Source organism: Streptomyces sp. NBC_00988, assembly GCF_045162645.1.
In the GTDB taxonomy this organism is placed as follows: Bacteria; Actinomycetota; Actinomycetes; order Streptomycetales; family Streptomycetaceae; genus Streptomyces.
The window spans coordinates 373214-396249 of record NZ_CP108730.1 but is presented as its reverse complement, the minus strand read 5'-3'; the positions used below and the strand labels follow the sequence as shown (position 1 = coordinate 396249).

Sequence of the window (23036 nt, the reverse complement as noted above, 5' to 3'; positions counted from 1 at the left end):
GGAGATCGCCGCGATCGTGGGTACCTGCCAACTGCCGGGCGGCGCCGATCGCCACCGTACGAGGGTTCACAGGGCGGCTTTGGAGGGGACGCCGCAGGCTCGGACGCGGCCGTTCCGGTACGCGGCGATCAGCAGGTGCGGTCCGGCCCAGGTGAGCGCCGTGACGGCTGTGCCGTCACCGGCGTGGGCGACGAACGTGGCGATGGCGTGGGCGGTGTCCTGATCGGCTGCGGCGGCTGGGCCCGCCCTGAGAGGTTCCTGGACACCTGTTCCCAGGTGTGGCGTACCGAGGAGGGCACGGCCTTCCTCGGCCTTCCGGACCTGCGCATGATCGAGGGGACGATGCTCGACATGTCAGGGAGGAAAGAGCCATGACGACGGAGTACACGGACCGGCCCGCCGCGCGCACAGTGAGCGGACACGCGCAGTCGTCGCAGGGGCCTGCGCGCCTCTTCCGCCTCGACGGCCGGCGGGCTGTGGTGATCGGCGCGGGCAGTGGCATCGGTGCCGCCGGCGCCCGGGCCCTTGCCGCACATGGCGCCGCGGTGGTCTGCGCCGACCTCGCCGCAGCCACCAGCACCGCCACCGCGATCGGCGGCGAGCCCTATCGATTGGATCTCCTCGACCGCGAGGCCGTGCGGGCGGCTCCCGACGCGCTGGGTGAGATCGACGTGCTCGTCTTCACCCCGGCGACGAACGTCCGCAGGCGGCTGGTCGACTACTCCGACGCCGAGTTCGACCGCATCGTCGATCTCAACCTGCACACTGGTGATGAATACGGCAAATTATACTGAAAAGGTCGATGTGAATCGACGTCAAACACCCACTGAGTGCATCAGCTAGCCCTGGGTGGCTCCGATTCAGAGTTGCTCTGCTTGATTCCCCGGTCATATCGCTATCGGCCAGCATCGGGGCACCACAGCAGAGGAGCTGTGACTAGGGTTTCGAGCCCAGCATGGTTACGGCCTCGCGGATCTCGTCAGCCAGTGCGCACGTCGCGGCGCGAGCCGCCCGTGCGAAGTGGGGGCCTGGTTCCGCCTCGGTGATGGCCCGGGACGAACTGATGATCAGTCCACCGGCCTCGTGCAGGCCGGCTTGGATCACATCCCGGACTCGGCCGCCCTGGCGTCCGACGCCGGCGACGAGGATGGGCACCTGCGGGGCGATCTGCCGCACGTCTGCGATCTGCTCGGGGTAGGTGCCGCCGACCAGCACGCCGCAGTTGCCGAACTCGTTCCAGTCGTACGCGGCCAGCCGGGCCACCCGCTGGTACAGGGCCTCCGGTCCGCTCTGCAGGTCCTGCAGCTCGCCGGAGCCCGGGTTGGAGGTGCGGCACAACACGATGACGCACTTGGTGCGCGTTTCCAAGAACGGCCGCAGCGCGTCCACCCCGAGGTAGGGCTGCACGGTCACCGCATCGGCGCCGAGGTATCCGAACACCGCGTCCCGGTAGGCCACGTTGGTGGAAGCGATGTCACCGCGCTTCGCGTCCACGATCACCGCGACATCGGGCGCCACCGCGTTGATGTGGGCGACGGTCTGCCGCAGGGCGCTGAGGCCGGGCGCGCCCCACCGCTCGTAGAAAGCGATGTTGGGCTTGTACGCGCACACGAGATCCGCGGTGGCATCGACAACTGCGGCGTTGAACTTGAACAGCGCCCGCTCGACGTCGTCCTCAGCAACGGCCTGACGCACCATCGCCATCTCAGGATCCAAGCCGACGCAGACAAGCCGCCCGCCGTCCCACTGCTCCCGCAGCAACTGGGTGAACGCAACGTCTCGCACCGGCAAGGCACCTTCTCTCCGCGCCACCACGCCGCCTGCGGCACCCCACGATGGTGCCACACAGTGATCTGGAGCAACTGCCACGCGGCCACGCGGCCCTGGGACATCCTCAACGTGCTGCTCGCCGCTCTTCCCCACCCACTCCATTGAGAACCGGCTCAAGTGAGGCGAGGAGTAGCCCTGGTCGTTTCCAGGAGTTCTCATCACCCCGACCCGGCACGGGCTCAGCCCGCCACAGCGGGGCCGCCAGGTGGAGTTATTTCGCACCTACAAAATCAGGGCCCCCAGGCACCGGGTGGAGTCAGAACTGACCTACAAGGGGAGTCCACCGTCACCTACGAAGCCACCGGAGTTGACTCAGGAGTGGCCATGGCTCTCCGCTGCGATCCACCGTCGTACCGTGCCCGGCGACAGCCGGGCGTCCGCGGCTATGACTTGAGGCGGAATCCCGGCGTGCCAGGCGGTGAGCGTGGCCCGGCGCAGGCTCGCCGCGCGGGCGGCCAGCCCGGCTCGAAGTGCTCCCGCCGAGCCCGCGACCAGCGCGGGGGCTTTGTCGGTCAGGCGGCGGGCGGCCAGTCGGACGGCGCGGCGTTCCGCCGGCAGGTTCCGGCGTCCCGGCGGCGTCAGGTCGCGGTCGTTCTGTAGGCCAGTATTCGGAATGTCCTGTTCCACCGTGACGGCCTGGGCTTTCCCGACTGTCTCAGGTGAGGGACACGGCACTTCCGTCTCGCGATCTTGTCCCTTCAGGTCCGCTGCCGCTGCATACGCCATGTCACTGGGCCGGCGGTCATCCGCCGGCGAGCGAGGAGTCGGCGTACGCGGTGGATCTGCTGGAAGCACCCCAGGGTGCCCTCGGCCGTGGCGTATGACTCAGGCAGCCGTAAAACGCCGATGCCGTAGGACGTGGCGCCGGATCCGGACATCGACGTGCGCGGTCATGGCCGACAGGTCGGCGTCGCTGCTCATGGGCGGACCTCGTCCTCGCAGCGGACCGGGTCCCGCGGGACCGGGCGGAAACGGGCGAGCAGGTCGCGTCTGCCGCGGACGGACAGGCCGATCTGGCCGGCGCGTTCGAGATCGATCATGCCGCTGAGCAGTCCGAGGACGGCACGGGGCGGTCCGTCCAGGACGAGGTCCGGGTCGGTCGCGCGGCCGAGCCGGGTGTGGATCTGGCCGTCTCGCAGCTCGATGACGGCCAACTCGTCGGACGCGACGAGTTGGATGACCGCGGGTGGGCCGTCGGGATCGGCGTCGGTGGTGAACCACGCCGGGGCGTAGGCCAGCCACTGTGCCTGGAATGCGTCGTCCGGCCGTTCGACGGTCATGAACCGCAGACCCCACAACCCGAGCGCCTTCAGTACCGGCTCCAGCGCGAGACCGGTCTCGCTCAGGGAGTAGAGGCCGGTGGCGACCGGCGGCGGCGCGTCCTCGCGAGTGACCAGCCCGGCGACCTCAAGTTCCTTGAGGCGGCCCGACAGCAGGTTCGCCGCGACGCCCGGCAGCCCGTTCTTCAGGTCCGTGAAACGGCACGGGCCCTTCAGCAGAAGCTCCCGGACCACCAGCAGTGCCCAGCGGTCCCCCACGACATCGAGGGCCCGGGCGATCGAACAGTACTGACCATAGCTCCGCATGCCGTGAGCCTAGCCCTCCGGTGGTTTATTTTCCAGATCATGCAGTAGAAAAACTAAACCACATGTGCTTAATCTTCCACCATGACTCGTACACCGTCGAAACCGCTTGTGCTCGTCGCCCTGCTGATGGCCTCGTTCGTGATCAACCTCGACACCACTGTGGTCAACGTGGCGCTGCCGACGCTGACGCGTGAGCTGGGAACCTCCACCGCGCAGCTGCAATGGGTGGTGGATGCCTACAACCTCGTGTTCGCCGCCCTGCTGATGACCTCGGGGAGCCTGTCCGACCGCTTCGGCCGCAAAGGCATGCTCATGGCCGGTCTGCTGGTGTTCGGCGTGGCCAGCTTCGTCGGGGGGTACGCCGGCACCCCGGCGGAGCTGATCGCGGCCCGGGCCGTGATGGGTCTGGGAGCCGCGATGACGTTCCCGGCCACACTCTCACTGCTCACCGGCGTCTTCACCAGCCGCAAGGAGCGGGCGCTGTCCATCGGCCTGTGGGGCGCGACGGCCGGTATGGCCATCGCGCTGGGGCCGATCGCGGGCGGCTTCCTGCTCGGGCACTACAGCTGGTCGAGCATCTTCTACACCCTGGGCCCGGTGTCACTGGCCGTCATCGCCCTGGTCGCATGGTTCGTCCCCAGGTCGCGGAACCCTGCCCCGCACCGCCTGGACTTCCTGGGCCTGGTCCTGTCCGGGGGATTCATGGGGCTGCTCGTCTACACCATCATCGAGGCCCCAGGCCGCGGCTGGGCATCAGCGGCGTCACTCGCCGGCTTCGCGGGTTCCGTGCTTCTGCTGATCGCGTTCATCGTCGGCGAGCGCCGCGCCGACGAGCCGATGCTCGACGTGCGGCTCTTCAGCGACATGCGCTTCAGCGCCGCCAGCGCCTCGGTCACGATCGCGTTCTTCACGCTGTTCGGATTCATCTTCCTGATGACGCAGTTCTTCCAGTTCGTCCGGACGTACAGCCCCCTGTCCACCGGAGTCCACCTGCTGCCGGTCGCGGTCTCCGTCGCCGTCGGATCGACCCTCGGGACGCGGCTGGCGGTCCGGGCCGGCACCAAGGCGATCGTCACCGCCGGGCTGGCCCTCCAGGCGGTCTTCTACTTCTGGGTCGCCAGCGACATCTCCCCAACACTCAGCTACGGGATCATCGCCGTCCAGATGGTCGTCTACGGCCTGGGCATGGGCCTGACCTCCGCGCCCGCGACCGAGTCCATCATGGGCGCGGTCCCCGCCGACCAGGCCGGCGTGGGCTCTGCTGTCAACGACTCCACCCGCCTGCTCGGCGGAACCCTCGGTGTCGCGGTCATCGGCAGCGTGTACGCCTCGCTGTACGACGCGCGGCTCAACACCGCGCTCCCGGCGGGACTGCCGCCCGCGCTGAGGGACCTCGTCCATCAGTCCGTCGGGGCGGCGTTCGGCGTCTCCGACCGGCTCGCCGCCCACGGCCAGGCCGCCGCGGCCGACGTCGTACGTCAGGCCGCGACCGGCGCCTTCGACCACGGTCTCAGTGTCGGGTGCGTCGTGGCCGGAGTCGTCGCGCTCGCCGGTGCGGTGCTCGCCGGCGTCTACCTGCCCGCTCAACCCGCGCAACAGCCCGGACCGGAACACCAGCCGGCCGAGTTGGCCGACGCCACCAGCGACCGAAAGGACCCGGTGTCATGACCTACGGAGAAACCGCCGTCCACCAGACCATCGACCGACTCCTGAGCGACCATCACGATCTCGACGCCTCGGCCGACGGCGCCCTGGACAACCTCGACCAGTTCCACATCGGCGGCGCCGCCGCCGTCGACCTGCTCATCCCCACCCTCGCCCTTGTACACGGTGACGTCGTCCTGGACGTCGGCTCCGGATTCGGCGGACCCGCACGCCAGATCGCCCGCCGCACCGGCAACCACGTCGTCGGCATCGACATCACCCCGGCCTACGTCGACGCCGCACGCGACCTCACCGCCAGGGCCGGACTCAGCGACCTCGTCCAGTTCCACGCGGAGGACATCGCCGACTTCCGGCCGGATCCGGTCTTCGATGCCGCGCTGACCATGCACGTCCAGATGAACGTGCGGGACAAGACCACCTGGTTCCGTCACATCGCCGAACGCCTCGCCCCCGGCGCACGCCTGGCCGTCTGGGAAGTCTGCCAACCACACCAGGCCGACCTGCCCTGGCCCATGCCCTGGTCACTCGACAGCACCGACAGCTTCGTCGTCCCCGCCGACACACTGCTCGCCCGCGTCAAGGACGCGGGGTTCGCCACGGTCGAATGGACGAACGAGTCGACATGGGTCCAGGACTGGGTCGACAAAACCCTCACGAACGGCCTGCCCGCCGGACCCGCACTACCGATGCTCCTCGACGACGGCTATACCCGCGTCATCAACTACGCCACCGCGCTCGCAGGCGGCTCCCTCGAAGTCTGGCGCGGCTGTTTCACCAACGACGCCGACTACTGATCTCTTCGGGTTGTCGTCAGGTGCTGATCCCTGTGACCTGCCCCAGGTCCTGGGTTCCAGTTCTGGTGGCTAACTGACAGTCCTTCACGGGAGGCTGGCAGTCATGCCTCGCCCTTATCCTCCGGAGTTCCGGGCACGTGCCATCGCGCTGGTCCGCGCCGGCAAGCAGGCCAAGCAGACCGCGGTCGAGCTCGCCACCAACACGTACTGCCCCTGCAAGGGCGGCGCGTCGTACTACAGCCTTGCCCTCGCCGACGGCGTGCGGGCCGACGCCGTGTGGTTCTACCCCGAGCCGTACGACGCCGTCGCGGACATCGCCGGCCACGTTGCCTTCTACACCGACCAAGTGGATCTCCAGGCCGGCGCCTGACAGTCGAGGGAGGAGGTCGCGTGCCTGCTCCCGCCCCTCCAAGCAGGGGCACGGCGGGACCGGGCGGCCCGGCGCCCAACCACCCCGCCATGCTGCCCCCTCCGCCCGCGACCAGGGCTGCTGTTCGGGAACGGGTCGGAGGGTGCACGGCTGGTGACGATAGGCTCACGCGGTGGACCGGAACTCCCGTCACGCCGTCGTCCGGGCTGTCGGAGGATGGGAGATGAAGCCGGTCCCGTCGAGCACAGGGCCAGAGGAGGCAATGGGGTGCGGCAGGCAGGTGTGCTCGATGTCGGGTGCCACAGTGCTCTGCTGACGGTTGTGCGGCGTCGCCCAGGTGTGGTGCTGGAGCCGGTGTTCTCCCGCAAGGTGCGGCTGAGACTGCACGAGACCCTCGACCACAAGGGACGGCTGGACCGGGCCGGCGTGCGGAGCGTTGAGCGAGCAGTGGCCGAGGCGGTCGCCGCGAACCCGCGTCCGCGCGGCCCGGAGGTGTTCGCGTTCGCCACCTCCGTCATCCGGGACGCGCCCAACCGGGACGCGATCATCGCGCACGTGGCACGCACCACGGGCACCCACCTGCGTGTCCTGACCGGCGAGGAGGAGGCGCGGCTGGCCTACGTGGCCGCCCGCCAGTGGGCCGGCCCCGCGGCCGGCTCCCTGCTCGTGCTGGACATCGGCGGCGGCACCGTGGAGATCGCCTCCGGCACCGAAGACCAGCCCCACACAGTCCACTCGCTGCCGCTGGGCGCGCGCAGGATCACCCGGGACTGGCTGCCCGGCAACACGGCACCGTCCCCACGCCGCCTGACCGAGATCCGGAAGTACCTGCGCCAGTCCCTGGAAGCCGTTCCCGACCTGCCGCAGGCCGAACCGGGCGGGCGGGTGCTGGCCTGCTCCAAAACCTTCGAGCAGCTCGCCCGGCTCGCCGCGGCCCGGGGCAAGGCGCCGCGAGCCGCACGGCAATTGGCCCTGCCCCAACTGCGTGCCACGGTCGCCCTGTTGGCCGGGGCGAAGCCGTCCCGCCGTGGCAAGCTGCCGGGCATCTCCCGGCACCGCGCCGAACAGTCCCTGGCCGGAGCCCTGATCGCCCAGGCTCTGCTGGAAGCCTGCGGGGCCAAGAGCGTCGAGATCTGCCCCTGGTCCACCCGGGAAGGACTCCTGCTGGAACATCTCGGCGTGCCCCGCACCACGGCGGACCGCTCCCGCCTCGTCGGCTGAACCTCAACGTTCTGTTCCGCGAGCGTCGCCGGTCGGTATGACCCGTTGGGAGCTGTTCGCCGAGGCGGGCCGTTGCAGGGCGGTCACGGCTGGGCGACTGTCCCCACGACGAGGGCGTTCGCACTCACCCCGGCGACCGGAACGCGTTCCACCGCAGCGCATCCGGCCCTCCGCAGCCACCGCTCGTACGCGGCGCCGGTGTAGTTCCTGCCGCGTCGAGTCTCCACGAGCATGAGTAGGTTGAACAACGCGGCGGGCGCGGGTCCGGACTCGTCGTCGTCCATCAGCAGTTCAGCGACCAGGATCCGGCCGCCGTCCGCGAGCGCCGCCGCGACCTTGTCGAGGATGACCTGGTTCTCCTCGGCACTCCAGTCGTGCAACACCGACGACAGGAGAGCTGCGTCGTGCCCGCCGGGCAGCTTCTCTTCGGCGAAGAAGTCGCCGGCCACGCAGGTGATCCGGTCACTGAGGCCAGCCTCGGCGATCCGCTCCGCGGTCTGCTCGCACACGAACGGCAGGTCATAGACCGTCGCTTCCAGGGTCGGGTAGGCCCGGCACAGCTCGATCGTGAACGCGGCACCGCCACCACCGACATCCAGCAACCGCCGCACCGAACCGAAGTCGTACGCCTCGGCGACGGCCCGGGCCGTGTACGTCGACAACGAGTGCATGCCCCGCCAGAACGTCCGCACCGTCACGGGATCGGCATCGTCGAACAGCGAATCCCGCTGCGCCGAGTCCCATACGGTCGGCGCGTCGGTGTGCACCGCCTCGGCGAGACGCATCCAGCCCGCGTAGACCCGTTCGTCCAGCATGGTGACGAAGTCGCCGAAGTAGTAACGGGTTCCGGGTACCAGGTACTCGCGCGCCAGCGGCGACGCCAGAAACCGGTCACCGACCTTCTCCAGCAGCCCCAGACCTGCGCATCCGGTCAGCAGCATCCCCGCCGGACGTGTCCGCAACTCTCGTGCGGCGGCGAACTCCTCGACGGTGATCCCGTCGCCCGTGGCCATGCTGAACACGTCCAACTGAACGGCGACGGCGAGTGTCTTGCTCGCGAACAGCCCGGAACTGAGTTGCATCAGAGTGAAGGGTGTGACCGTCACAGCTCGTCCCCTTCCCGCCGCGGGCCGAGCCGTGGTTGCTCGACCATTGCTGTGGCCTGCTCGACTATTTCGGCCACGGCGTCGAAGGGCCGGTACCCGGCGCACTGGGTCTGGATCTCGCTCGCGCGCTTGCGGTATCGCGGGTCGTTCAGTACGTCGTCCACGGCGGCACGGACGGCGGTGGTCCCGGGGCGGGCGGTGTGCAGATTGACGCCGGTGCCGGACCACTCGACGCGGGCGGCGACCTCGGGCTTGTCCTCGGTCTCGCCGCCGACGACGAGCGGGACGCCGTGCCGCAGCGCGGTCTGGACACCGCCGTATCCGGCGTTGGTGACCAGGACGTCGGCGAGCGGCAGCAACTGCTCGAAGGGCACGAACCCGGCGAGGTGGGCGTTGGCGGGAACCTGACCGCCTAGCGCTGCCCGCACCATGTCGGGGCCGTCGGGGCGTGCCGTCGCGGCCACGACGGTCACGTCCGCGTCCGCCAGCGCACGGAGCGTGGGCACGAGGAGCTGGGAGAAGTCGCCGTTCTCCACGGTGCCCTGCGTGACGACGACAACCGGCCTGCCGGTGGACAACTCCGCCCACCAGTCGGGGAGTTCGAATGCGCTGTCGGTGGCGGCCGGGAGAGGACCGATGAAGCGGAAGCCCTCCGGGGCGTCGCTGCGCGGGTACTCGAAGGCGGGAACGGTCAGCTGAAGCAGGTGGTCGGGGACCGTGGCCATGGCATCGAAGAGGGGTGCGGGCAGTGTGACACCCATCGCGGTGAAGACGCCTTCCACGTACTGCTGCGGATCAGCGAAGAACGCCCCCATCTGGACGCGCATGTCGTCGTAGCGGGCACGTTCCTCGTCGGTGGTGGGCGGGAGCAGTCCCGGTCCGAAGGGCGCGGTGTCCGCGCTGCTGAAGGCGGGCGGCGCGATGCCGATGTTCACCAGGAGGGGGCGCCGGCCACGGGGAGCGCGCAGGGCCGTCGGCAGCGTCCAGAAGGACATCGGCTCGCTGATCACCACGGTCGCGGGGAACTCGGCGAGCAGCTCCTGAAGGCGCTTGTCGTGGATCGGCGCCTGGTCGGCCGCGAGGTGCTTGATGTCGAAAACGATACGTTCGAGCGGGGCGAGTTTCTCGCGTTCGGCGAGCGCGGTGTCCAGGGCGCCGAGAGTAACGTCGACCTCCGCGGGGTGCGGGACGAACCGCGCCCCGGTCGTGCTGATCTGCGCTTCGAACTGGGCGCCCGTGTAGAAGACAACCTCGTGTCCGCGCTTCGTCAGGTCGGCCGCTATCGCCGCGAGGGGTACGACATGGCCCGGCACAGGGCCCGCTGTGACAATGATCTTTGTCATGGTCTCTTTTCCGGATGGGCGGGAACGTGGTCTCGGACAGATCGGTGGGCAACCGGTGGGTATATGTGCGGCCGGGGCCGAAGTGCCTCTGGGGATCGGGGATCGGGGATCAAGCGCAGCAGGACACGGCTTGATCCGCTTCGGCGGACATCCGAGATCAGAGGTCGAGTCCCGGAAGGATGTCCACCTTGGAGAGCGCGGGGAAGAAGAAGCCGCGGGCTCGCCGCTCGTCCACGCCGGAGTTCAAGGCCGGGATCGCGGAACGGTGACCGCTCGGTCCGGGCTGTTCATGCCTTGTAGGCGCGGGCGCTGATTTCGACGGACAGGTGGCGGGCCGCCATGCCGCGCATCTTGGTGATTCCGAGCGCGTAGCGGTCGATCGTCCCGTGGGCGGTGAAGACAGCCGATGCGCCAGTGATGTCGATGTCCGTCACAGTGAGATCGACGAGCGCCGACTTCCCCTTCACTGTGAGGGTTCCCGACACCGTGCAACTGTCCGGCCGGCGCTGAATGCCGTTGGTCCGGAAGGAGATGGTGGGGTGGCGGCGCGCATGGAGGAACAGGGACGACCTCACCTGGGGGTCCCTGATGAAGTTCCGGGTCGAGAAACTCGAAGCGGAGATCTCGGCGTCCACGGTGGAGTCGTCGACCTGGTCGGGAACGATGATCACGCCGCGCGTCACGGCGAAGCTGCCGCGAACCTTGCCCAGGCCGAACATGTGCTTGGTGATGAATGTGACGGTCGATGTCGAGCCGTCGATGATGTAGCGCCCGGTCGGCGGCGCCGGGAGGGCGGTTGCGGAAGTAGACATGGCATCGAGGTCCTTCGTTGAGTGGCGTGTCAGGGCAGCCGCGAGCAATGGGACGGCACTCGGTTCCGTCTGTGGCGATGGCCAATCTATCAATCGCTGCCTGCGCAGGCAAGTAACAGTACGTGATGGAAGGGTTATGTGTGGTGACGAGTGGGGGAGTGTCAGCTGAATGGTCATGCCCGCGAACCGGCTGGACGGCGCGGTCAGGTGGTGTCTGTGAGGGGGCGTCGGCAGCGCTCGCGACTGGTGCGACCTGAAGCGGGGTGGTGGCAGCTTGGGGCAGGTGGAGGCGTCGGCAACTCAATAGCTGCCTGCAGCTGCAAGTATGCTGAAGCCATGACGGATGGCCCACCCACGAACCTTCAACCACTGGACGCCATGGAGGAGCCGGCATGGCGAGATCTCGCCCGCTTCTTCGTGCTGGCGCCGCGGTACCTCGACGACGACTTGCAACGCGGCGCGAACCTCTCGCTCAGTACCTACAGTGCGCTGACGCACCTGTCCGAAGCGCCCGATCAGGTACTGCGGGTCGCTGAACTCGCCAACCGTGTCTACCTGTCAGGCAGCAGGACGACGCGTCTGGTCGACGCCCTCGCTGCCGATGGCCTGGTGGTCAAGAGACGTTCCGCAGATGACGCGCGGGGTGTCGAAGTCATCCTCACGGCGAAGGGGTTGGAGCGATTGCAGCGGGCCTACCCTGTGCACCTGCGGAGCGTGCGGGAGCGCGTTCTCGATCATGTCCCGCGCTCCACCTTGCCCGATTTCGCGGAAGCGATGCACGCCATCGCCAAGGCGCTCAGCTAGCGGGGGAAGTGGGCAGCAGGCTGTCCAACGCCTGCTGCCGCTCTGGTCCGGATGGAGTCGGCTCAGGCCCCGTTGAAGTGCTCGTCGGCGAAACCCGGCTTGGCGTCGTCGATCGCCCGCCGGTACCGCTCGGCGATGTGGTCGGGGTCGAACGGGGTGCCCGGCTCGACCGCCCCGTTGACGGTGAGGGTGAGGACCCGAATGCCGTCGTCGGCGAGCTGGGTGCCCAGCAGGTTCGCGACCCCGCGCAGCCCCAGCTTGCCCAGGGACAACGTGGCGAGGCTCGGGTGCGGCTGGTCGGCCAGGCCGCCACCGGTGAACAGCAACGTGCCGCCGCCGGCGGCCCGCATGGCCGGCATTGCGACCTGGGCGGCCACCACCCCGCCGACGACGTTGACGGCGTAGGCGCCCAGCAGGTCCGCGGGCGCGACCGACAGAAGGTCGTCAGGCGTCAGCCGGGCAACGTTGTACAGCACGACGCCGGGCGGGTTCGGGGCGGCGTAGAGCGAGCTCAACGCCTCGCGCAGCTGCCCGGGGTCGGCCGCGTCGACCCGCACGACGGCCACCTCGGCCCCGGTCGAGCCCAGGTCGGCGGCGAGCTCCTCAAGCTTGTCCCGGTGCCGGGCGGCCAGGGTCACCCGGTAGCCATCGCGGGCGAAGCGACGGGCGGTGGCGGCGCCGATGCCGGGGCCGGCACCGATCACGAGCAGGTGGCGTGCGTCAGCGGGATGCGGCGAGGGGGGCGTAACGGCGGACACAGTAGGAGGGCTCCTTCAGAGCAGGGTGCACAAGGCCGATGGCCCTATCGTTTCCCGTTCCAAAAGTGGTATCAAGTCACTGCTGATGCTAGCTTCCGGACTGACTGGAGGGTGGCCGGCCCCCGGAGGATCCTGATGGTTGTGTACACCGTGCCGCGGCCCGAGGAGCCGGTCGATCCGTCGCCCGGTTCCGGTGATGCCATCGGTCTCGGGAGTCGCGGCGACTCCGACGCCGCGGCCGTCCGGCGCCGAGAACTCGCCGTCTTCCTGCGCAGCCGGCGCGAGCGCATGTCGCCGAGCGAGCTCGGTGTCGTGGCGGTCACTCGGCGGCGCACTCCCGGTCTGCGCAGGGAGGAAGTCGCTCAGCACGCCGGGATGAGCGTCACCTGGTACACGGCCCTGGAGCAGGCCCGCGATGTACGCCCCTCGCCGCAGGTGCTCAACGCGCTCGCCCGCACGCTGCGCCTGGACCACGACGAGCGCCACCACCTCTACCGGCTCGCCGGTGCCGCGGACGACGCGGTGGTCGTGGAGTGCAACGCCGTGAGCGCCGAGTTGCACGCCGTGCTGGACAAGCTCGACCCGTACCCCGCCTGCGTACAGAACGGCAAGTTCGACCTGCTCGCCTACAACAGCGCGATGCGCCTGCTGATCACCGACCTCGACAAGGTGCCGATCGCCCAGCGCAACTGCGTCTGGCTCACCTTCACCGAGCCTCGCTGGCGCGAACGCGTCGCCGACTGGGAACAGGCCGCGGCTCGCCAGGTCGCGAACCTGCGCGTCGCCATGGCCGAGCATGTCGACGACAGCCGATGGAAGGCGCTGGTTTCGCGGCTTCGCGCGGAGTCGTCGGAGTTCGCAGAACTGTGGGACCGGCACTCCGTCCGCGGTGTCGACGCCGGGGTGCCGCGACAGATCGACAACCCGGCGGTCGGCCGGATGACCTTCACCGTCTCCAACACCTGGGTCGCGCCCGGCTCGACGACTCGGCTGCAGGTGCTGCTCCCCGCGGACCCCGACACCGTCGAGCGGCTGACCAGGCTGGTCGCCGACACCGGCTGAGCCCGACCCGCGCTCAGTCGGCCCGGCCGTCGGGTCAGCCCCGCGGCGCGGCAGACCGACCAGTGGGGCATGGGCCACCGTCCGGCCGTTCGCTCCTGGTCAGCGGCGGGTGTCCGACGATCAGCCGCGGCGGCGGATCAACCCGTTGTGGAGCACGCCGCTCCTGCGGTCCGCGGGCGGCCACGCGTCGACCGCGACCCCGGTCTCCCCCGGTCGTGCGCGGAGGTGGGGCAGGGTGAGCGAGCCGGCAGCGATCGCGAGCATGATCGCCGCCTGGACCGCGAGCGACACCACGAAGGCGGTACCGACGCCGGTCTTCTCAAGTAGTCCGACGAACAACGTGCCTAGCGTCGCCACCCCGAGCGCCAGGCCGGACTGTTGCACCGTGGTCACCACACCGCCCCCCACCCCCACCAGGTGCTCGGGGACATCGAGCAGGATCAGCCGGAAGAGGCAGGCGAAGACGAGCGCCTGGCCGGCCCCCGCCAGCACGAGTCCCGGTGCGAACGCCCAGTAGTCGGTCCGCGGCCACGTCGTCACGGTGACCAGGACGAGCACCAGGAGGCCGAGGGCGACGGCCACCGCGCTCACGGCGACGACACGGCGGGCGTCGAACCGGGCGATGGCACGCGGCGCGGCGAGGGACGCGACGAAGTAGGCGACCGCCAGCGGGAGGACCGCCAGACCCCCGCCGAGCACCCCGCTGTGCAGGCCCGTCTGCACGGTGAGGGCGAACACGAACATGAAGGCGCCGTAGCTGAGCATGAAGGGGAGGTGCAGCGCGAAGCCGCGCCTCATCGACCGCAGCTGCAGCAGCGAGGGGGGCAGCAGCGGCACCCGCCCGGCCGCCTCGGCTCGGCGTTCGACGACCACCGTCGCCGCCGCGAGCACCGGCACCAGCGCCAGCGCGACCCAGCTCCACAGGGGCCAACCGATCGTCGGTCCCTCCGCGAGCGGCACCAGCAGGGCCACCAGGGTCCCGGCGAACAGGAGCGTCCCCACCAGGTCGAGCCCGAGCGGATGCGGTGAGCGGGACTCCGGGACGAGGCGCCCGGCCGCGATCAGGGCCACCGCACCGATCGGCACGTTGACCAGGAAGATCGGCCGCCATCCGGTGCCCGCGACGTTGGCGGTCACCAGCAGGCCACCGACGACCTGGCCGACCACGATCGCCGCGCCCGCGGCCGAGCTGTACAGCCCCAGGGCCCGGTGCCGCCGTTCCCCGCTCAGCGTCGCGTGGAGCGTCCCGATCACCTGGGGGACGACCAGACCCGCCGCGGCCCCCTGCAGGATCCGCGCCGCGAGCAGGACGACGATCCCGGGAGCCGCCCCGCAGACCAACGAGGTGAGCACGAAGCCGGACATCCCTGTCAGCAGCATCCGCCGGCGGCCGATCATGTCGCCCAGCCGCCCGCCGAGAACCAGTGTTGCGGCATAGGCCGTCCCGTAGCCGGCGACGACGAGTTCGAGCGCGCCGGCACTCGCCCCCAGCGACGACTGGATCGTGGGAAGCGCGACATTGACGATGAAGAAGTCGACCTGGGGCAGGAAGACCGCGGTGATCAGCACGGCGAGGCCGGCCCTGGGCAGGCCGGCGGGCGGCCGGGTGGAATCGCCGGCGGTTCGGGCGGCGGTTGCAGGACGGGAGGGCGAGGTCATGGCCCCCATGGTCGGCATCCTCCGCGCGGGCAGCCAGCAACGCTTCATCCTAGGAGTCGCAGTGACCGGCTCGAAGCTGAAGCATCGGATCGACAGGCCGGGACCATGCGGCGCGTCTCGAACGTGCCGTGCCCGAGTACGAGGGCGGTGTCCCGGAGGCAGTGCGGGAGTCGGCGGTCGTCGACGCCACCGGGGCGAGCGTCACGTCGGGCAGCGTGGCCCCGGGAACCTTCTTCGACTTCGGCCAGGTCCACCTCGTCACCACGGCCTCCTTGGCCCGCATGCGGACCATGTATCCCGCCGGAGACTTCGACGCGCGCCGCTTCCGCCCGAACCTGGTCGTGGACACCGACTCAGGGCCGGGATTCCCGGAGGACGCCTGGCTGGGCTCACGCCTGCGCGTGGGGGAGGCCCTGTTCCGCGTCGTGGTGCCCACGCCGCGCTGCGTGATACCCACCCTCGGCCATGACGAACTGCCGCCGGATCCCGGCATCATGCGCGCGGTCGCCCGCGACCCGTTCTGGAAGCAGGGACAGTCCGCGCGGGCTATGTGATCACGCTGCAGGAGGCCGCCTGACCACCTGCCAAAGCAAGCGATGCCCCCGGCAGGCATGGCGACAGGCCCTCATTCGGCCGGCCTCCGGGAGGCACCGGAACTCTCGCACCCGCCGTGAGGAATGGCGACCGGGGACGACCTCTGAGGGGCAGCCGGTCCAGGTCGCCCCTCCCGGGTCACTACACGGTGCGCTTGAGGTGGGACAATACGCCCATGCCTCCGCTGAAGGCCGCAGCGAAGGCGCTGCCACTCGCACCGAAAGTCGCGAGGGGATTGCCGTGGAAGGCCATCACCACGATGACCGCGACGAGAGAAACCACAACAGCACACAGACTGACGATCGCGACATCACGCCCGGGATGCGTACAGGCGAGCTGCTGCGTCGAGTTGGCCGGCACTCGGTACCTCCATTGACTTGTTCGCTATCTCCGCTGGATCCGGACGCACTTGACCTGGGTCAAGTGGTCTCCAGCGGTACGCGGCGGGGCTTAGATCGCCCCGGAACAGCCGTCCGGCTGTGTCCACGTATGAAGCGGTGAAGTCAAGGAGCCTCCTGTGAGCAGTTGGCAGAGCGATTCTGGCGGTCCGTCAACTCCGCTGCAACGGGCGGTCGTTCATTACCTTGGGCGGAGGGGAGGCGTCCGGCTCCGCCGCCAGGCCGGACAGACCCAACACCGGCTCTCCACCCTTCGAAGACCAGCTATATGCACACAGTGATGACGACCGGAGCGGGAACGGAGAAGCCGGCGTTCAGGCGAAAGCGGCAACGACCCACCAGACCGTGTGCGCTTCTGTGTGGCCTTCGGCACATTCAGGCAGGTCGCATGGGGTTTTCGAGCGAACGTGACGGTGGGGGCCGAGATGCGCCGCACGATGGGTACTTGGCGGCACGTATGGCCAACGAGCCACCAACGAATGGCCTTTGAACTGCGGAAACGCTCCAGAAGTAGCACGTGGACTCGGTTGCGTCACTCGAAAAGAGAAACGGTCAAAAGACCGTGTGCGTTTTGACGTGAACGCAAGAACTCCTGACCTGTATTTCTGCAGGTCAGGAGTCTTTTCCGGAGTGCCCCCGGCAGGACTCGAACCTGCGGCCAAGCGCTTAGAAGGCCTGCTGCATCCATGGCCCCCTTGGTCTGACCTGTGGTTTTCGGGTTTCCTGACGTAGCGTCAGTCGTTTTGTGGGACGTATGTGAGATCAGGCGGCCCTTGGGACTCGTGGGGCGTTGCCGCCGACACTGATCCTCGGACTGCATCTCCCGTACCGGAGGCTCGTGTGCCGGCGACTCGCCCAGCTCCTCGACCGCGACCAAGAGTCGGCAGCCCAGGAAGGATGACCAGCCACACCGCTGGTAGCTGCTGTCGGCCCGGTGAGTCGGCCCACCGGGCGAGTGCAGGCACCAGCGGTGCGGCGTGTGCCTCAAGGCCAGGCGCGTCAAGGAGATCCTGTCGGGAGGAGCGTCAGTAGCGTGAGCGGCGGCATGACCTTCCGTCGGTGACCTCCCGGAAGCGTGCGTCCTTTGGATAGTCCGACGCCGTTCGCCCTGGTGGGTGATCTATTGGCGTGGGTGGTGGCCATTGCTTGGGGAAGATCGTTCACCGGCTATGAAGAAGATCGTGACTGTTGCTGTGCTGGTGGCGTCCGTTCTCGGTACGGCCGGGCAAGCGCAGGCTGCTTCGGCGCCTGCGCCCGATTTTCGGGGCCAGTCCGCCGCGATGGTTCTGCAGTCCGTCGATGCCGGGACGAACGTTGAGATGACGGACCTGAGCGGCTCCCAGCGTCCTGTTCAGTGGCCGGCTCAGTGGAAGGTATGTACCCAGTCTCCGGCACCGGGTGAGGCCATGACCGCCACGGTCCGCGTCGGTGTGGTCAAGACGGCTGAGGACTGTCCCGCGTAGTGGCCAACAGACGGAATTCGCTGACCTGCTGAAACGTGGCCTCCGGGGCGTGGGCGTCCCGTGAAGGAGTGCGAAGTCTGGCGGCAACACCGTCGAGGGCATGGGCCGCGACCGCTCCAAGTCCGCTGACCTGGCCAAGGCTCTCGGCGGCGGCGGTGCGACGGGAGAGTGGGGCACCGTCCCGGCCGGGGACATCGTCATCGTGGTCCTGTTGTACGACGGTGTCGTACCGGTCGTCCCGGTCGTCACCGAGTACGGTGACGCCCTCGCGGGCAAGGTCATCGTCGACGTCAGCAACCCCTTCAGTTCCACGTTCGACGGTCTGGCCCACCGCGAGGTCACCGCGATCGGGCAGGAAGTCGCCAAGCTGGCCCGGCCGCTGCCGGCGTGGTGAAGGGATTCAACACCGTCTTCCGTCATGTCCTGGAGAACGGTCGGCCCGACATCTTCATCGCCAGCGACAATGCGCAGGCCAGGGCGGGCGTGGAGGCGTTCGTCAAGAGCCTCGGAGTGCGCCCGATGGATGCCGGTGGCCTGCAAATGGCGCACTGGCTGGAAGGAGCCGGTCTGCTCACGATGGGCCTCGCACGCCACGGGGCGGGGGGCTGGGAATTCGCCCTCGGTGTCACGGAACTTACCGCCCGATTCCGTGTCGAACTAGCGCGAGTTGTCCAGCTGCCGGACAGCAGGTCTGCGATGCTCGCCGACTTCCGGTCCGATCCTGCTGGTTTCCTTGAGGCCCGCCTGGTCCGCCTCCCGGAGGACGAGTGGCTGGACATCGTGACCTGGCGGAGCCCGGAGGACTTCGCTGCTTCACGGGACAAAGGGGTGAACCTGCCAGGGATCGTCGCCCTTTTCGCGGCGATCGTCTCGTTGGTCAGTTCGGAAGAGGGTGTCGAGCCCGAGATCGAGGACGTTGTATGACGTGGGGCATGAGTGGATGTTCTGGTACGGAAGTGTCGTACCGGGGCGTGCGGCGTCGGTTGTCGGAGACACGCGGCGATGCGAGTCCGCGGGGGTACTCGCATCGCCTGGTGGGGTTCGGGCCGGACGGCTAGGTAGGTGTCACTTGGTGGCGAGGAAGAGGTAGTCCGCGGTGTAGGGGACGCGGACGGTGGGCTGTGCGGCTGGGTTGCAGGTGCCGGCCGGGGCGACGCCGCCGGCGGTGTTGAGTCGCAGGACCGACGTGGTCTTGGACAGGAGTCCTTCACTCTTGCCGGTCTGCTTGGCGCGGAGCAGGAGTTGGGGGATGTTGCCCGTGCCGTTGTCGAACTTGTTGAGGACGGTGCCGGTCACCGAGGAGCCGTCGGGAGCGATCCACTGCGGCGGGCCAGCGGGGCCGTGCTTGGCGAAGCTGTGCTGGATACCGCCCTGAAGAGTGGCGTCGACGTTGTCCTGCGTGAAGGCGTAGGAGCCGTCGTCCTGCTTGGTGCAGGCGTAGATCTGGGCCCCCTTGACGACGCCGGCAAGCGCCGAGTGCCGGATGGCGGCGGGCAGCGAGACCGCGCCCGGCAGTGCGACGGCCTGTCCGCGGACCGCGCCGCCGGGGAACTCGGCGGTGTGCAGGTTGAAGTAGAACTGGTCGGGGTGGGCCTTGATGTTCCGCAGTAGGTCGGTGTCCTTGACCTTCACGGTGCCGAAAACGAATTGCGTGCCGCTCTTGAGCTTCTCCATGAAGAACGGGATTTTCACGTCACCGTTGGTGCCCCGCGCACCCTGGTGGAGGTGAGCCATGGTCGGGGTACCGATACCCGTCCACGCGAACGCGAAGGACACCTCGTCGCCCTGGACGCGCATGAGGGCCACCGCGCTGCCGTTCTTGTCACCCACCGCAGGCTTGCCCTTGACGGGCACCTCGTTGTCACCGGTGAGGATCGAGGTGAAGTACGTCGCCCCCGGCGCGTTCTCGGTGTAGCGGCCGATGGCACCCGCTGCCTGCGTGGCGCCTCCGTGCTGCGTCGCACCAGCCGCGGGATGCGACACGTTGGCGTCGGCCGCACCGTCCGCTCCGTTGCAGGCGGTCAGGAGCAGGGTGCCGGTGATCGCGGTCGCGGTGATGGTCCCGAATCGCTTGAACATCATGTGTCTCGTTCTCCCCGTGATTGCCGATCCGCGGTTGCCCCGCGGCCGTTCTCCCTCCATCACGGGGCCCTTGGGACGATCCCTCACTCGATGACACTCCTGAGACACGCCTGAGAAGGGATGGCATCACTGAGGACACGATCTTGACATTACGGCGCACACCGACCGCCCGCCGAGAGGCGCCGGCCGGATGCCGGCGACGACTGCGAAGGCCTCCGGGGTCGACCGTGCGTCAACTCGGCCTGGCCGCGCGGGCGGTGGGCCCGGAGACCGCCGGGTGCGGCCCCCCGCCCGTCCCGCGTACGACACACACCCGCTGGCTCACCGGCCCGGTCCGTCGGCGCCGCCTCCGTCGGACATCGACCGCCCCGTCAGTGAGGGCCGTCAGGCCCGCGCGCGGGCGACGCCTGACCTGGTCACCAATTGAGGCAGGTGGCTGGCGTTGATGGCGAGCCCGCCCCGTTGCGGTGATCGGGCAGCGAACCGAGGCTGGATTTCGCGATGACGGAACTGGTACGCCGGTCCGGCGCGGCGCAGCAAGCCTGCGTCGCAGGCGAACGGCGTGGGTCGGATGGGCTCCAGGAAAGTACTGGGCTGGGTCGCAGTGATCGGATCACGCCCTTGGGGTCTGTCGGCTGCAGTCGTGTCCAGACCGGTGCATCTGAGCGGTGAAGCCGACTTCGCCCCTGGACCCGGGTGCTGCCGCCCGCCCTGCTGTGCCGCCACGTTCACGGCGTGAAGGCCCGCCGGGCGGCGCTCGCCGGGCCCGTGCGGCCGGGCCGTCGGTCCGGTGGTGTCCTGGCCCGGGTGCCACCGTCGTGGAGTGGGCTGCCGAGAGATCTGGGGGGTGGTGCCGGTGCCGGGTGCTGGCAGTTGCCCCGTTCCTTGAGCACCTGGTGTGCCGGGTGGTGGCCGGGCAGGCTAGTTTGCTCGGGTGAGTCTCCTTGATGATGTGGCCGAGCGTGACGGCTGGCGCTGCTGGGTGTGTGACGAAGCGGTCGACCCCGACGAGTCGGTGAACGACCCGCGCGGGCCCAGCGTCGACAGCCGGACCGCCGACCGGAAGGCCAAGGTCGCCGAGCGGCTCGCGCACCGTGGGTGCAACACCCGCAAGGGCGCGGTCAAGGTGGTCATTGCCTGGCCGGAGCGCCTGTACGTGGTCGAACCCGCGCCGCTGATCACCGTAGCGGGGAGGCTGGAGCGTAAGGGGGGCCGCGAGATGGTGGGCCGTTGTCCGACCAGGCGGGACGCCCAAGAGGCGGCGGATTGGCTCGTCGACCGGTTCTCCCGACTCGTACCGGGGCTGTCGGTGACCGCCGACATCGAGGCGGGCGGCGGCCAGTTCCTCGTCATCTTGGCCACCGGCCGCCGCTGACCGCGGCGGTCGGAGCTTCGCTGGCTGGTGGTTAGCCGATCTTCTTCCAGGGCTTGCAGTCGGTGGTCTGGAACGCCTTGTCAGCTGCGGCGATCTTGACGATGGCCGGGCCCTGGGCGTTGCCGTTGGCGATGATGGCGCTGCCCTTGCCGGTCGTGTCGCTCAAGCGTGCCCAGTAGTAGCCGTACGTGTTCTTGCCCTCGCTGCGGTAGGTGCCGGCCTGGATGTCTTTGCCCACCAGGAAGGTTCCGTCGCCGGGAATCCCTCCCTTGGGCGCGGCCTCCTGCTGCGGCCCGGCAGTGGCGCTGGGGGAAGCAGCACCGGCCTGTACGTCTGCGCCCGTCGCGGTGGCGGTCACGGTCACCGTGGCGGAAGGAGAGTCCTTGCCCCCTCCAGACCCGACGATGCCGATCAGGACTCCCATCAGCAGTCCACCGAGAGCGACCGCGGTGTGAGTGATCCATCCGCGGAGGGATGAGGCACGGACGGCAGGGGACGGCGTGTGATCCGACGTCGGTCCCGGAGGCGGACCTGCGGGTCTGTTTCCGCTCACGTCCACAGAGTGCGCCTGCCTTCTGCGGGGTGCACGACGGCACTTCTTCGCTGCAGGCGACGGCAACGGCCACAGGTGTCGGCGTAAACGTCGAAGTGGCCCTGGCAGAGATAGGGGTGTACGCCGACAACAGGGCCCGACGGGCGGCTGGCGCCGCGAGCAGCCAGCTGCATGGTCGGGGTACGGATGACCGTCCTGCTTCACGACCACCACCGACACGATCGCGGCCTTGGCTCTGGCCGTAGCGATCGTCGCTGCTGTTGCCGCTGTCGGATCCTGGAAGGCGGCGCCCGACTCCAACGATGCCGCAGCGACCCTGTCTCGGATCGAGCAGCAGCCCGCCTCGCCATCACCGAAACCCACGCTCCGGACTGACCACCCGCCGGTCAGGTTGCAGCAGCCCGCACATTTCCGGCCGTCAGCAGCGGCAACAGCCCGATGCCCTCGGCCGCGAGGACATCGGCGCCGCCTTGCTCACGGTCAATCACGCAAAGAGCCTCAAACACCTGGGCCCCTGTAGGAATCCGAGGTACTTGAGCACTCCGACCTGGGACATTGCGGCAGTTGAGCACACCCCGACAGCTCTGCGGCACCGGCACTTGAGCAGCGGCTCAGGCTGACGGTTCCCGGGTTGGGGTCTCAGTAGTTCTCGCCGAAAGAGCAACACTAAGGACTGAGCCCCAGGTCAGGCCGTGCTCCCGAGGGGCTGTGGCTGTCTGCTCGTCGTGTTCGCGCAGCACGCGCATGACGGGGGTGCTGGCGGTCAGGACTCTCCGTTGCGAGGCCACGAATGGTGTCGACGCTCGCAGCGACTACGGTCGAGGACCGACGTTCGCGGTGGGCGGAAGCTCGCGGTTCCGCCAGGCTCGCTCCCACTGCCGGGTGATCGCGGGGTAGACGATCAGGTAGCGGAACGGTGCGATGAGAGCCATGTACACCCGTCCGAACGGGCCGTTGGGCTTGACCAGGATTGCCATCCGCAGTTCGTATTCGCCGCCTCCGGTCGGCACCCACCCCAGGTGCATGACGGCGTGGCAGGTCTTGTTCGCCAGTTCGCGGACGGACTCGTTGTGGAGCAGGTACACGGGGGTGAACGGGGCGTCGCTGGTGTCGGAGACGTCGACGGTCTCACGGAGATCGCCTGGCAGGCGGTCATACAGTGGTTGAACCCGCGTCCCGAGGCTCGTCTTGGGTTTGTCCCAACCGAGGAGGGCACCTAGCTTCGAGCGCACCACGAACAGGAACCGGACTGCACGGGGCGGCTGGGCGAATCCGCCGGCTGTCTGCATCGCGGCGCGTATGACGGGAAAGTCGTCCGGTCCGGCCCCGGGGGTGCGGACGGACCACACGTCCTCGGTCCGAAAGTCGCCGGTGAACTCGTGGATCCGCCACGGCTGGTCGGAATGGGCCGTGCGGGGAATTTTCATGGCCGCTGCCAACCTCTCCTGGGCCGGACGTCGTCCGCCACTCCCGCTTACACGCGTGCGTATACGACGAAGCTAGCCCACTGCTGGATCTGCCCGTCGTATAGGTCGCTCAGATCAGGCTGCCGCACGGCTTA

Annotated in this window: 22 protein-coding genes and 2 pseudogenes; 12 read left to right on the top strand and 12 right to left on the bottom strand. The window is 68.9% G+C overall.

Features of this window, described 5'->3' with window-relative positions; all coding sequences use genetic code 11:
- Window positions 1-183: 183 nt before the first annotated feature.
- Together OG496_RS01795 and OG496_RS01790 are read left to right on the top strand one after the other, a co-directional pair.
- On the top strand, window positions 184-375 hold the full coding sequence (locus tag OG496_RS01795; protein ID WP_405969243.1) for a hypothetical protein: 192 nt from the start codon (window positions 184-186) through the stop codon (window positions 373-375).
- The gene (locus tag OG496_RS01790) at window positions 372-794 is read left to right on the top strand and encodes an SDR family NAD(P)-dependent oxidoreductase (RefSeq protein WP_405969242.1); all 423 of its coding nucleotides are present in this window, start codon (window positions 372-374) and stop codon (window positions 792-794) included. Before OG496_RS01795 ends, OG496_RS01790 begins: the two co-directional genes overlap by 4 nt.
- A 142-nt stretch (window positions 795-936) precedes the next feature.
- Here OG496_RS01790 and pyrF read toward each other — a convergent pair whose 3' ends face one another.
- The 3 genes from pyrF to OG496_RS01775 all read right to left on the bottom strand — a co-directional run bounded on the left by pyrF (window position 937) and on the right by OG496_RS01775 (window position 3416).
- A complete protein-coding gene (gene pyrF, locus OG496_RS01785) occupies window positions 937-1785 on the bottom strand; it encodes an orotidine-5'-phosphate decarboxylase (protein ID WP_405969241.1) in 849 nt (282 codons plus the stop codon).
- Window positions 1786-2142: 357 nt separating this feature from the next.
- Entirely contained in the window at window positions 2143-2457 is a 315-nt protein-coding gene (locus OG496_RS01780; RefSeq protein WP_405969240.1) for a hypothetical protein, read from the bottom strand.
- A 290-nt stretch (window positions 2458-2747) separates the two neighbouring features.
- Window positions 2748-3416: a winged helix-turn-helix transcriptional regulator gene (locus OG496_RS01775; RefSeq protein WP_405969239.1), complete on the bottom strand. Its 669-nt coding sequence runs from the start codon at window positions 3414-3416 to the stop codon at window positions 2748-2750.
- An 81-nt stretch (window positions 3417-3497) separates the two neighbouring features.
- On the opposite strand from OG496_RS01775, the gene OG496_RS01770 reads away from it, so the two are divergent.
- From OG496_RS01770 to OG496_RS01755, 4 genes and pseudogenes are all read left to right on the top strand, one after another.
- Window positions 3498-5084 carry a DHA2 family efflux MFS transporter permease subunit gene (locus tag OG496_RS01770; RefSeq protein ID WP_405969238.1) on the top strand — a complete coding sequence of 529 codons (1587 nt, stop codon included), beginning with the start codon at window positions 3498-3500 and terminating at the stop codon, window positions 5082-5084.
- Window positions 5081-5875, top strand: a complete 795-nt coding sequence (locus OG496_RS01765; protein ID WP_405969237.1) for an SAM-dependent methyltransferase — start codon at window positions 5081-5083, stop codon at window positions 5873-5875. The genes OG496_RS01770 and OG496_RS01765 overlap by 4 nt, the downstream gene beginning before the upstream one ends.
- A 199-nt stretch (window positions 5876-6074) precedes the next feature.
- A pseudogene (locus OG496_RS01760) lies at window positions 6075-6245 on the top strand (DUF427 domain-containing protein); the annotation flags it as partial.
- Between the two features lie 321 nt (window positions 6246-6566).
- Window positions 6567-7466, top strand: coding sequence for a Ppx/GppA phosphatase family protein (locus tag OG496_RS01755; RefSeq protein WP_405969236.1), 900 nt, complete (start codon window positions 6567-6569; stop codon window positions 7464-7466).
- A gap of 83 nt (window positions 7467-7549) precedes the next feature.
- Here OG496_RS01755 and OG496_RS01750 read toward each other — a convergent pair whose 3' ends face one another.
- The 3 genes from OG496_RS01750 to OG496_RS01740 form a co-directional block, all read right to left on the bottom strand.
- The gene (locus OG496_RS01750) at window positions 7550-8548 is read right to left on the bottom strand and encodes a methyltransferase (RefSeq protein ID WP_405969235.1); all 999 of its coding nucleotides are present in this window, start codon (window positions 8546-8548) and stop codon (window positions 7550-7552) included.
- A gap of 20 nt (window positions 8549-8568) precedes the next feature.
- Window positions 8569-9915, bottom strand: a complete 1347-nt coding sequence (locus OG496_RS01745; RefSeq protein WP_405969234.1) for a glycosyltransferase — start codon at window positions 9913-9915, stop codon at window positions 8569-8571.
- A gap of 287 nt (window positions 9916-10202) precedes the next feature.
- Window positions 10203-10727 carry a YceI family protein gene (locus OG496_RS01740; RefSeq protein ID WP_405969233.1) on the bottom strand — a complete coding sequence of 175 codons (525 nt, stop codon included), beginning with the start codon at window positions 10725-10727 and terminating at the stop codon, window positions 10203-10205.
- Between the two features lie 336 nt (window positions 10728-11063).
- Between OG496_RS01740 and OG496_RS01735 the strand changes: the two genes are divergently transcribed.
- A complete protein-coding gene (locus tag OG496_RS01735) occupies window positions 11064-11531 on the top strand; it encodes a MarR family winged helix-turn-helix transcriptional regulator (RefSeq protein WP_405969232.1) in 468 nt (155 codons plus the stop codon).
- A 62-nt stretch (window positions 11532-11593) separates the two neighbouring features.
- Here OG496_RS01735 and OG496_RS01730 read toward each other — a convergent pair whose 3' ends face one another.
- Window positions 11594-12289 carry an SDR family NAD(P)-dependent oxidoreductase gene (locus OG496_RS01730; RefSeq protein WP_405969231.1) on the bottom strand — a complete coding sequence of 232 codons (696 nt, stop codon included), beginning with the start codon at window positions 12287-12289 and terminating at the stop codon, window positions 11594-11596.
- A gap of 135 nt (window positions 12290-12424) precedes the next feature.
- Between OG496_RS01730 and OG496_RS01725 the strand changes: the two genes are divergently transcribed.
- Entirely contained in the window at window positions 12425-13351 is a 927-nt protein-coding gene (locus tag OG496_RS01725; RefSeq protein WP_405969230.1) for a helix-turn-helix transcriptional regulator, read from the top strand.
- Window positions 13352-13471: 120 nt separating this feature from the next.
- On the opposite strand, the gene OG496_RS01720 is transcribed toward OG496_RS01725, so the two are convergent.
- Complete coding sequence (locus OG496_RS01720; protein ID WP_405969229.1) at window positions 13472-15010, bottom strand: MFS transporter; 1539 nt, start codon at window positions 15008-15010, stop codon at window positions 13472-13474.
- A gap of 128 nt (window positions 15011-15138) precedes the next feature.
- Between OG496_RS01720 and OG496_RS01715 the strand changes: the two genes are divergently transcribed.
- Window positions 15139-15564, top strand: a complete 426-nt coding sequence (locus tag OG496_RS01715; RefSeq protein WP_405969228.1) for an MOSC domain-containing protein — start codon at window positions 15139-15141, stop codon at window positions 15562-15564.
- A gap of 181 nt (window positions 15565-15745) precedes the next feature.
- Here OG496_RS01715 and OG496_RS01710 read toward each other — a convergent pair whose 3' ends face one another.
- The gene (locus OG496_RS01710; RefSeq protein WP_405969227.1) at window positions 15746-15964 is read right to left on the bottom strand and encodes a hypothetical protein; all 219 of its coding nucleotides are present in this window, start codon (window positions 15962-15964) and stop codon (window positions 15746-15748) included.
- Window positions 15965-17171: 1207 nt separating this feature from the next.
- On the opposite strand from OG496_RS01710, the gene OG496_RS01705 reads away from it, so the two are divergent.
- Together OG496_RS01705 and OG496_RS01700 are read left to right on the top strand one after the other, a co-directional pair.
- Entirely contained in the window at window positions 17172-17465 is a 294-nt protein-coding gene (locus OG496_RS01705) for a hypothetical protein (RefSeq protein WP_405969226.1), read from the top strand.
- A 70-nt stretch (window positions 17466-17535) separates the two neighbouring features.
- Window positions 17536-18101: pseudogene (locus tag OG496_RS01700) on the top strand (NADPH-dependent F420 reductase); the annotation flags it as partial.
- A gap of 429 nt (window positions 18102-18530) precedes the next feature.
- Here the strand turns inward: OG496_RS01700 and OG496_RS01695 are convergent.
- On the bottom strand, window positions 18531-19547 hold the full coding sequence (locus OG496_RS01695) for a CHRD domain-containing protein (RefSeq protein ID WP_405969225.1): 1017 nt from the start codon (window positions 19545-19547) through the stop codon (window positions 18531-18533).
- Window positions 19548-20481: 934 nt separating this feature from the next.
- Between OG496_RS01695 and OG496_RS01690 the strand changes: the two genes are divergently transcribed.
- Window positions 20482-20922 (top strand): hypothetical protein, encoded by a 441-nt coding sequence (locus OG496_RS01690; protein ID WP_405969224.1) that lies wholly within the window; start codon window positions 20482-20484, stop codon window positions 20920-20922.
- 31 nt (window positions 20923-20953) lie between these two features.
- On the opposite strand, the gene OG496_RS01685 is transcribed toward OG496_RS01690, so the two are convergent.
- Window positions 20954-21346 carry a hypothetical protein gene (locus OG496_RS01685; RefSeq protein ID WP_405969223.1) on the bottom strand — a complete coding sequence of 131 codons (393 nt, stop codon included), beginning with the start codon at window positions 21344-21346 and terminating at the stop codon, window positions 20954-20956.
- Between the two features lie 941 nt (window positions 21347-22287).
- Complete coding sequence (locus OG496_RS01680; protein WP_405969222.1) at window positions 22288-22902, bottom strand: DUF2867 domain-containing protein; 615 nt, start codon at window positions 22900-22902, stop codon at window positions 22288-22290.
- Window positions 22903-23036 lie beyond the last annotated feature (134 nt).

What these genes read in the sequence shown, in the direction of transcription:
- OG496_RS01735 (WP_405969232.1), top strand. Translation starts at nt 11,064, where the DNA reads ATGACGGATGGCCCACCCACGAACCTTCAACCACTGGACGCCATGGAG.
- OG496_RS01725 (WP_405969230.1), top strand. Translation starts at nt 12,425, where the DNA reads ATGGTTGTGTACACCGTGCCGCGGCCCGAGGAGCCGGTCGATCCGTCG.
- OG496_RS01745 (WP_405969234.1), bottom strand. Translation starts at nt 9,915, where the DNA reads ATGACAAAGATCATTGTCACAGCGGGCCCTGTGCCGGGCCATGTCGTA.
- OG496_RS01680 (WP_405969222.1), bottom strand. Translation starts at nt 22,902, where the DNA reads ATGAAAATTCCCCGCACGGCCCATTCCGACCAGCCGTGGCGGATCCAC.
- OG496_RS01765 (WP_405969237.1), top strand. Translation starts at nt 5,081, where the DNA reads ATGACCTACGGAGAAACCGCCGTCCACCAGACCATCGACCGACTCCTG.
- OG496_RS01720 (WP_405969229.1), bottom strand. Translation starts at nt 15,010, where the DNA reads ATGACCTCGCCCTCCCGTCCTGCAACCGCCGCCCGAACCGCCGGCGAT.
- OG496_RS01685 (WP_405969223.1), bottom strand. Translation starts at nt 21,346, where the DNA reads ATGGGAGTCCTGATCGGCATCGTCGGGTCTGGAGGGGGCAAGGACTCT.
- OG496_RS01790 (WP_405969242.1), top strand. Translation starts at nt 372, where the DNA reads ATGACGACGGAGTACACGGACCGGCCCGCCGCGCGCACAGTGAGCGGA.
- OG496_RS01750 (WP_405969235.1), bottom strand. Translation starts at nt 8,548, where the DNA reads ATGCAACTCAGTTCCGGGCTGTTCGCGAGCAAGACACTCGCCGTCGCC.
- OG496_RS01770 (WP_405969238.1), top strand. Translation starts at nt 3,498, where the DNA reads ATGACTCGTACACCGTCGAAACCGCTTGTGCTCGTCGCCCTGCTGATG.
- OG496_RS01775 (WP_405969239.1), bottom strand. Translation starts at nt 3,416, where the DNA reads ATGCGGAGCTATGGTCAGTACTGTTCGATCGCCCGGGCCCTCGATGTC.
- OG496_RS01705 (WP_405969226.1), top strand. Translation starts at nt 17,172, where the DNA reads ATGAAGAAGATCGTGACTGTTGCTGTGCTGGTGGCGTCCGTTCTCGGT.
- OG496_RS01740 (WP_405969233.1), bottom strand. Translation starts at nt 10,727, where the DNA reads ATGTCTACTTCCGCAACCGCCCTCCCGGCGCCGCCGACCGGGCGCTAC.
- OG496_RS01695 (WP_405969225.1), bottom strand. Translation starts at nt 19,547, where the DNA reads ATGATGTTCAAGCGATTCGGGACCATCACCGCGACCGCGATCACCGGC.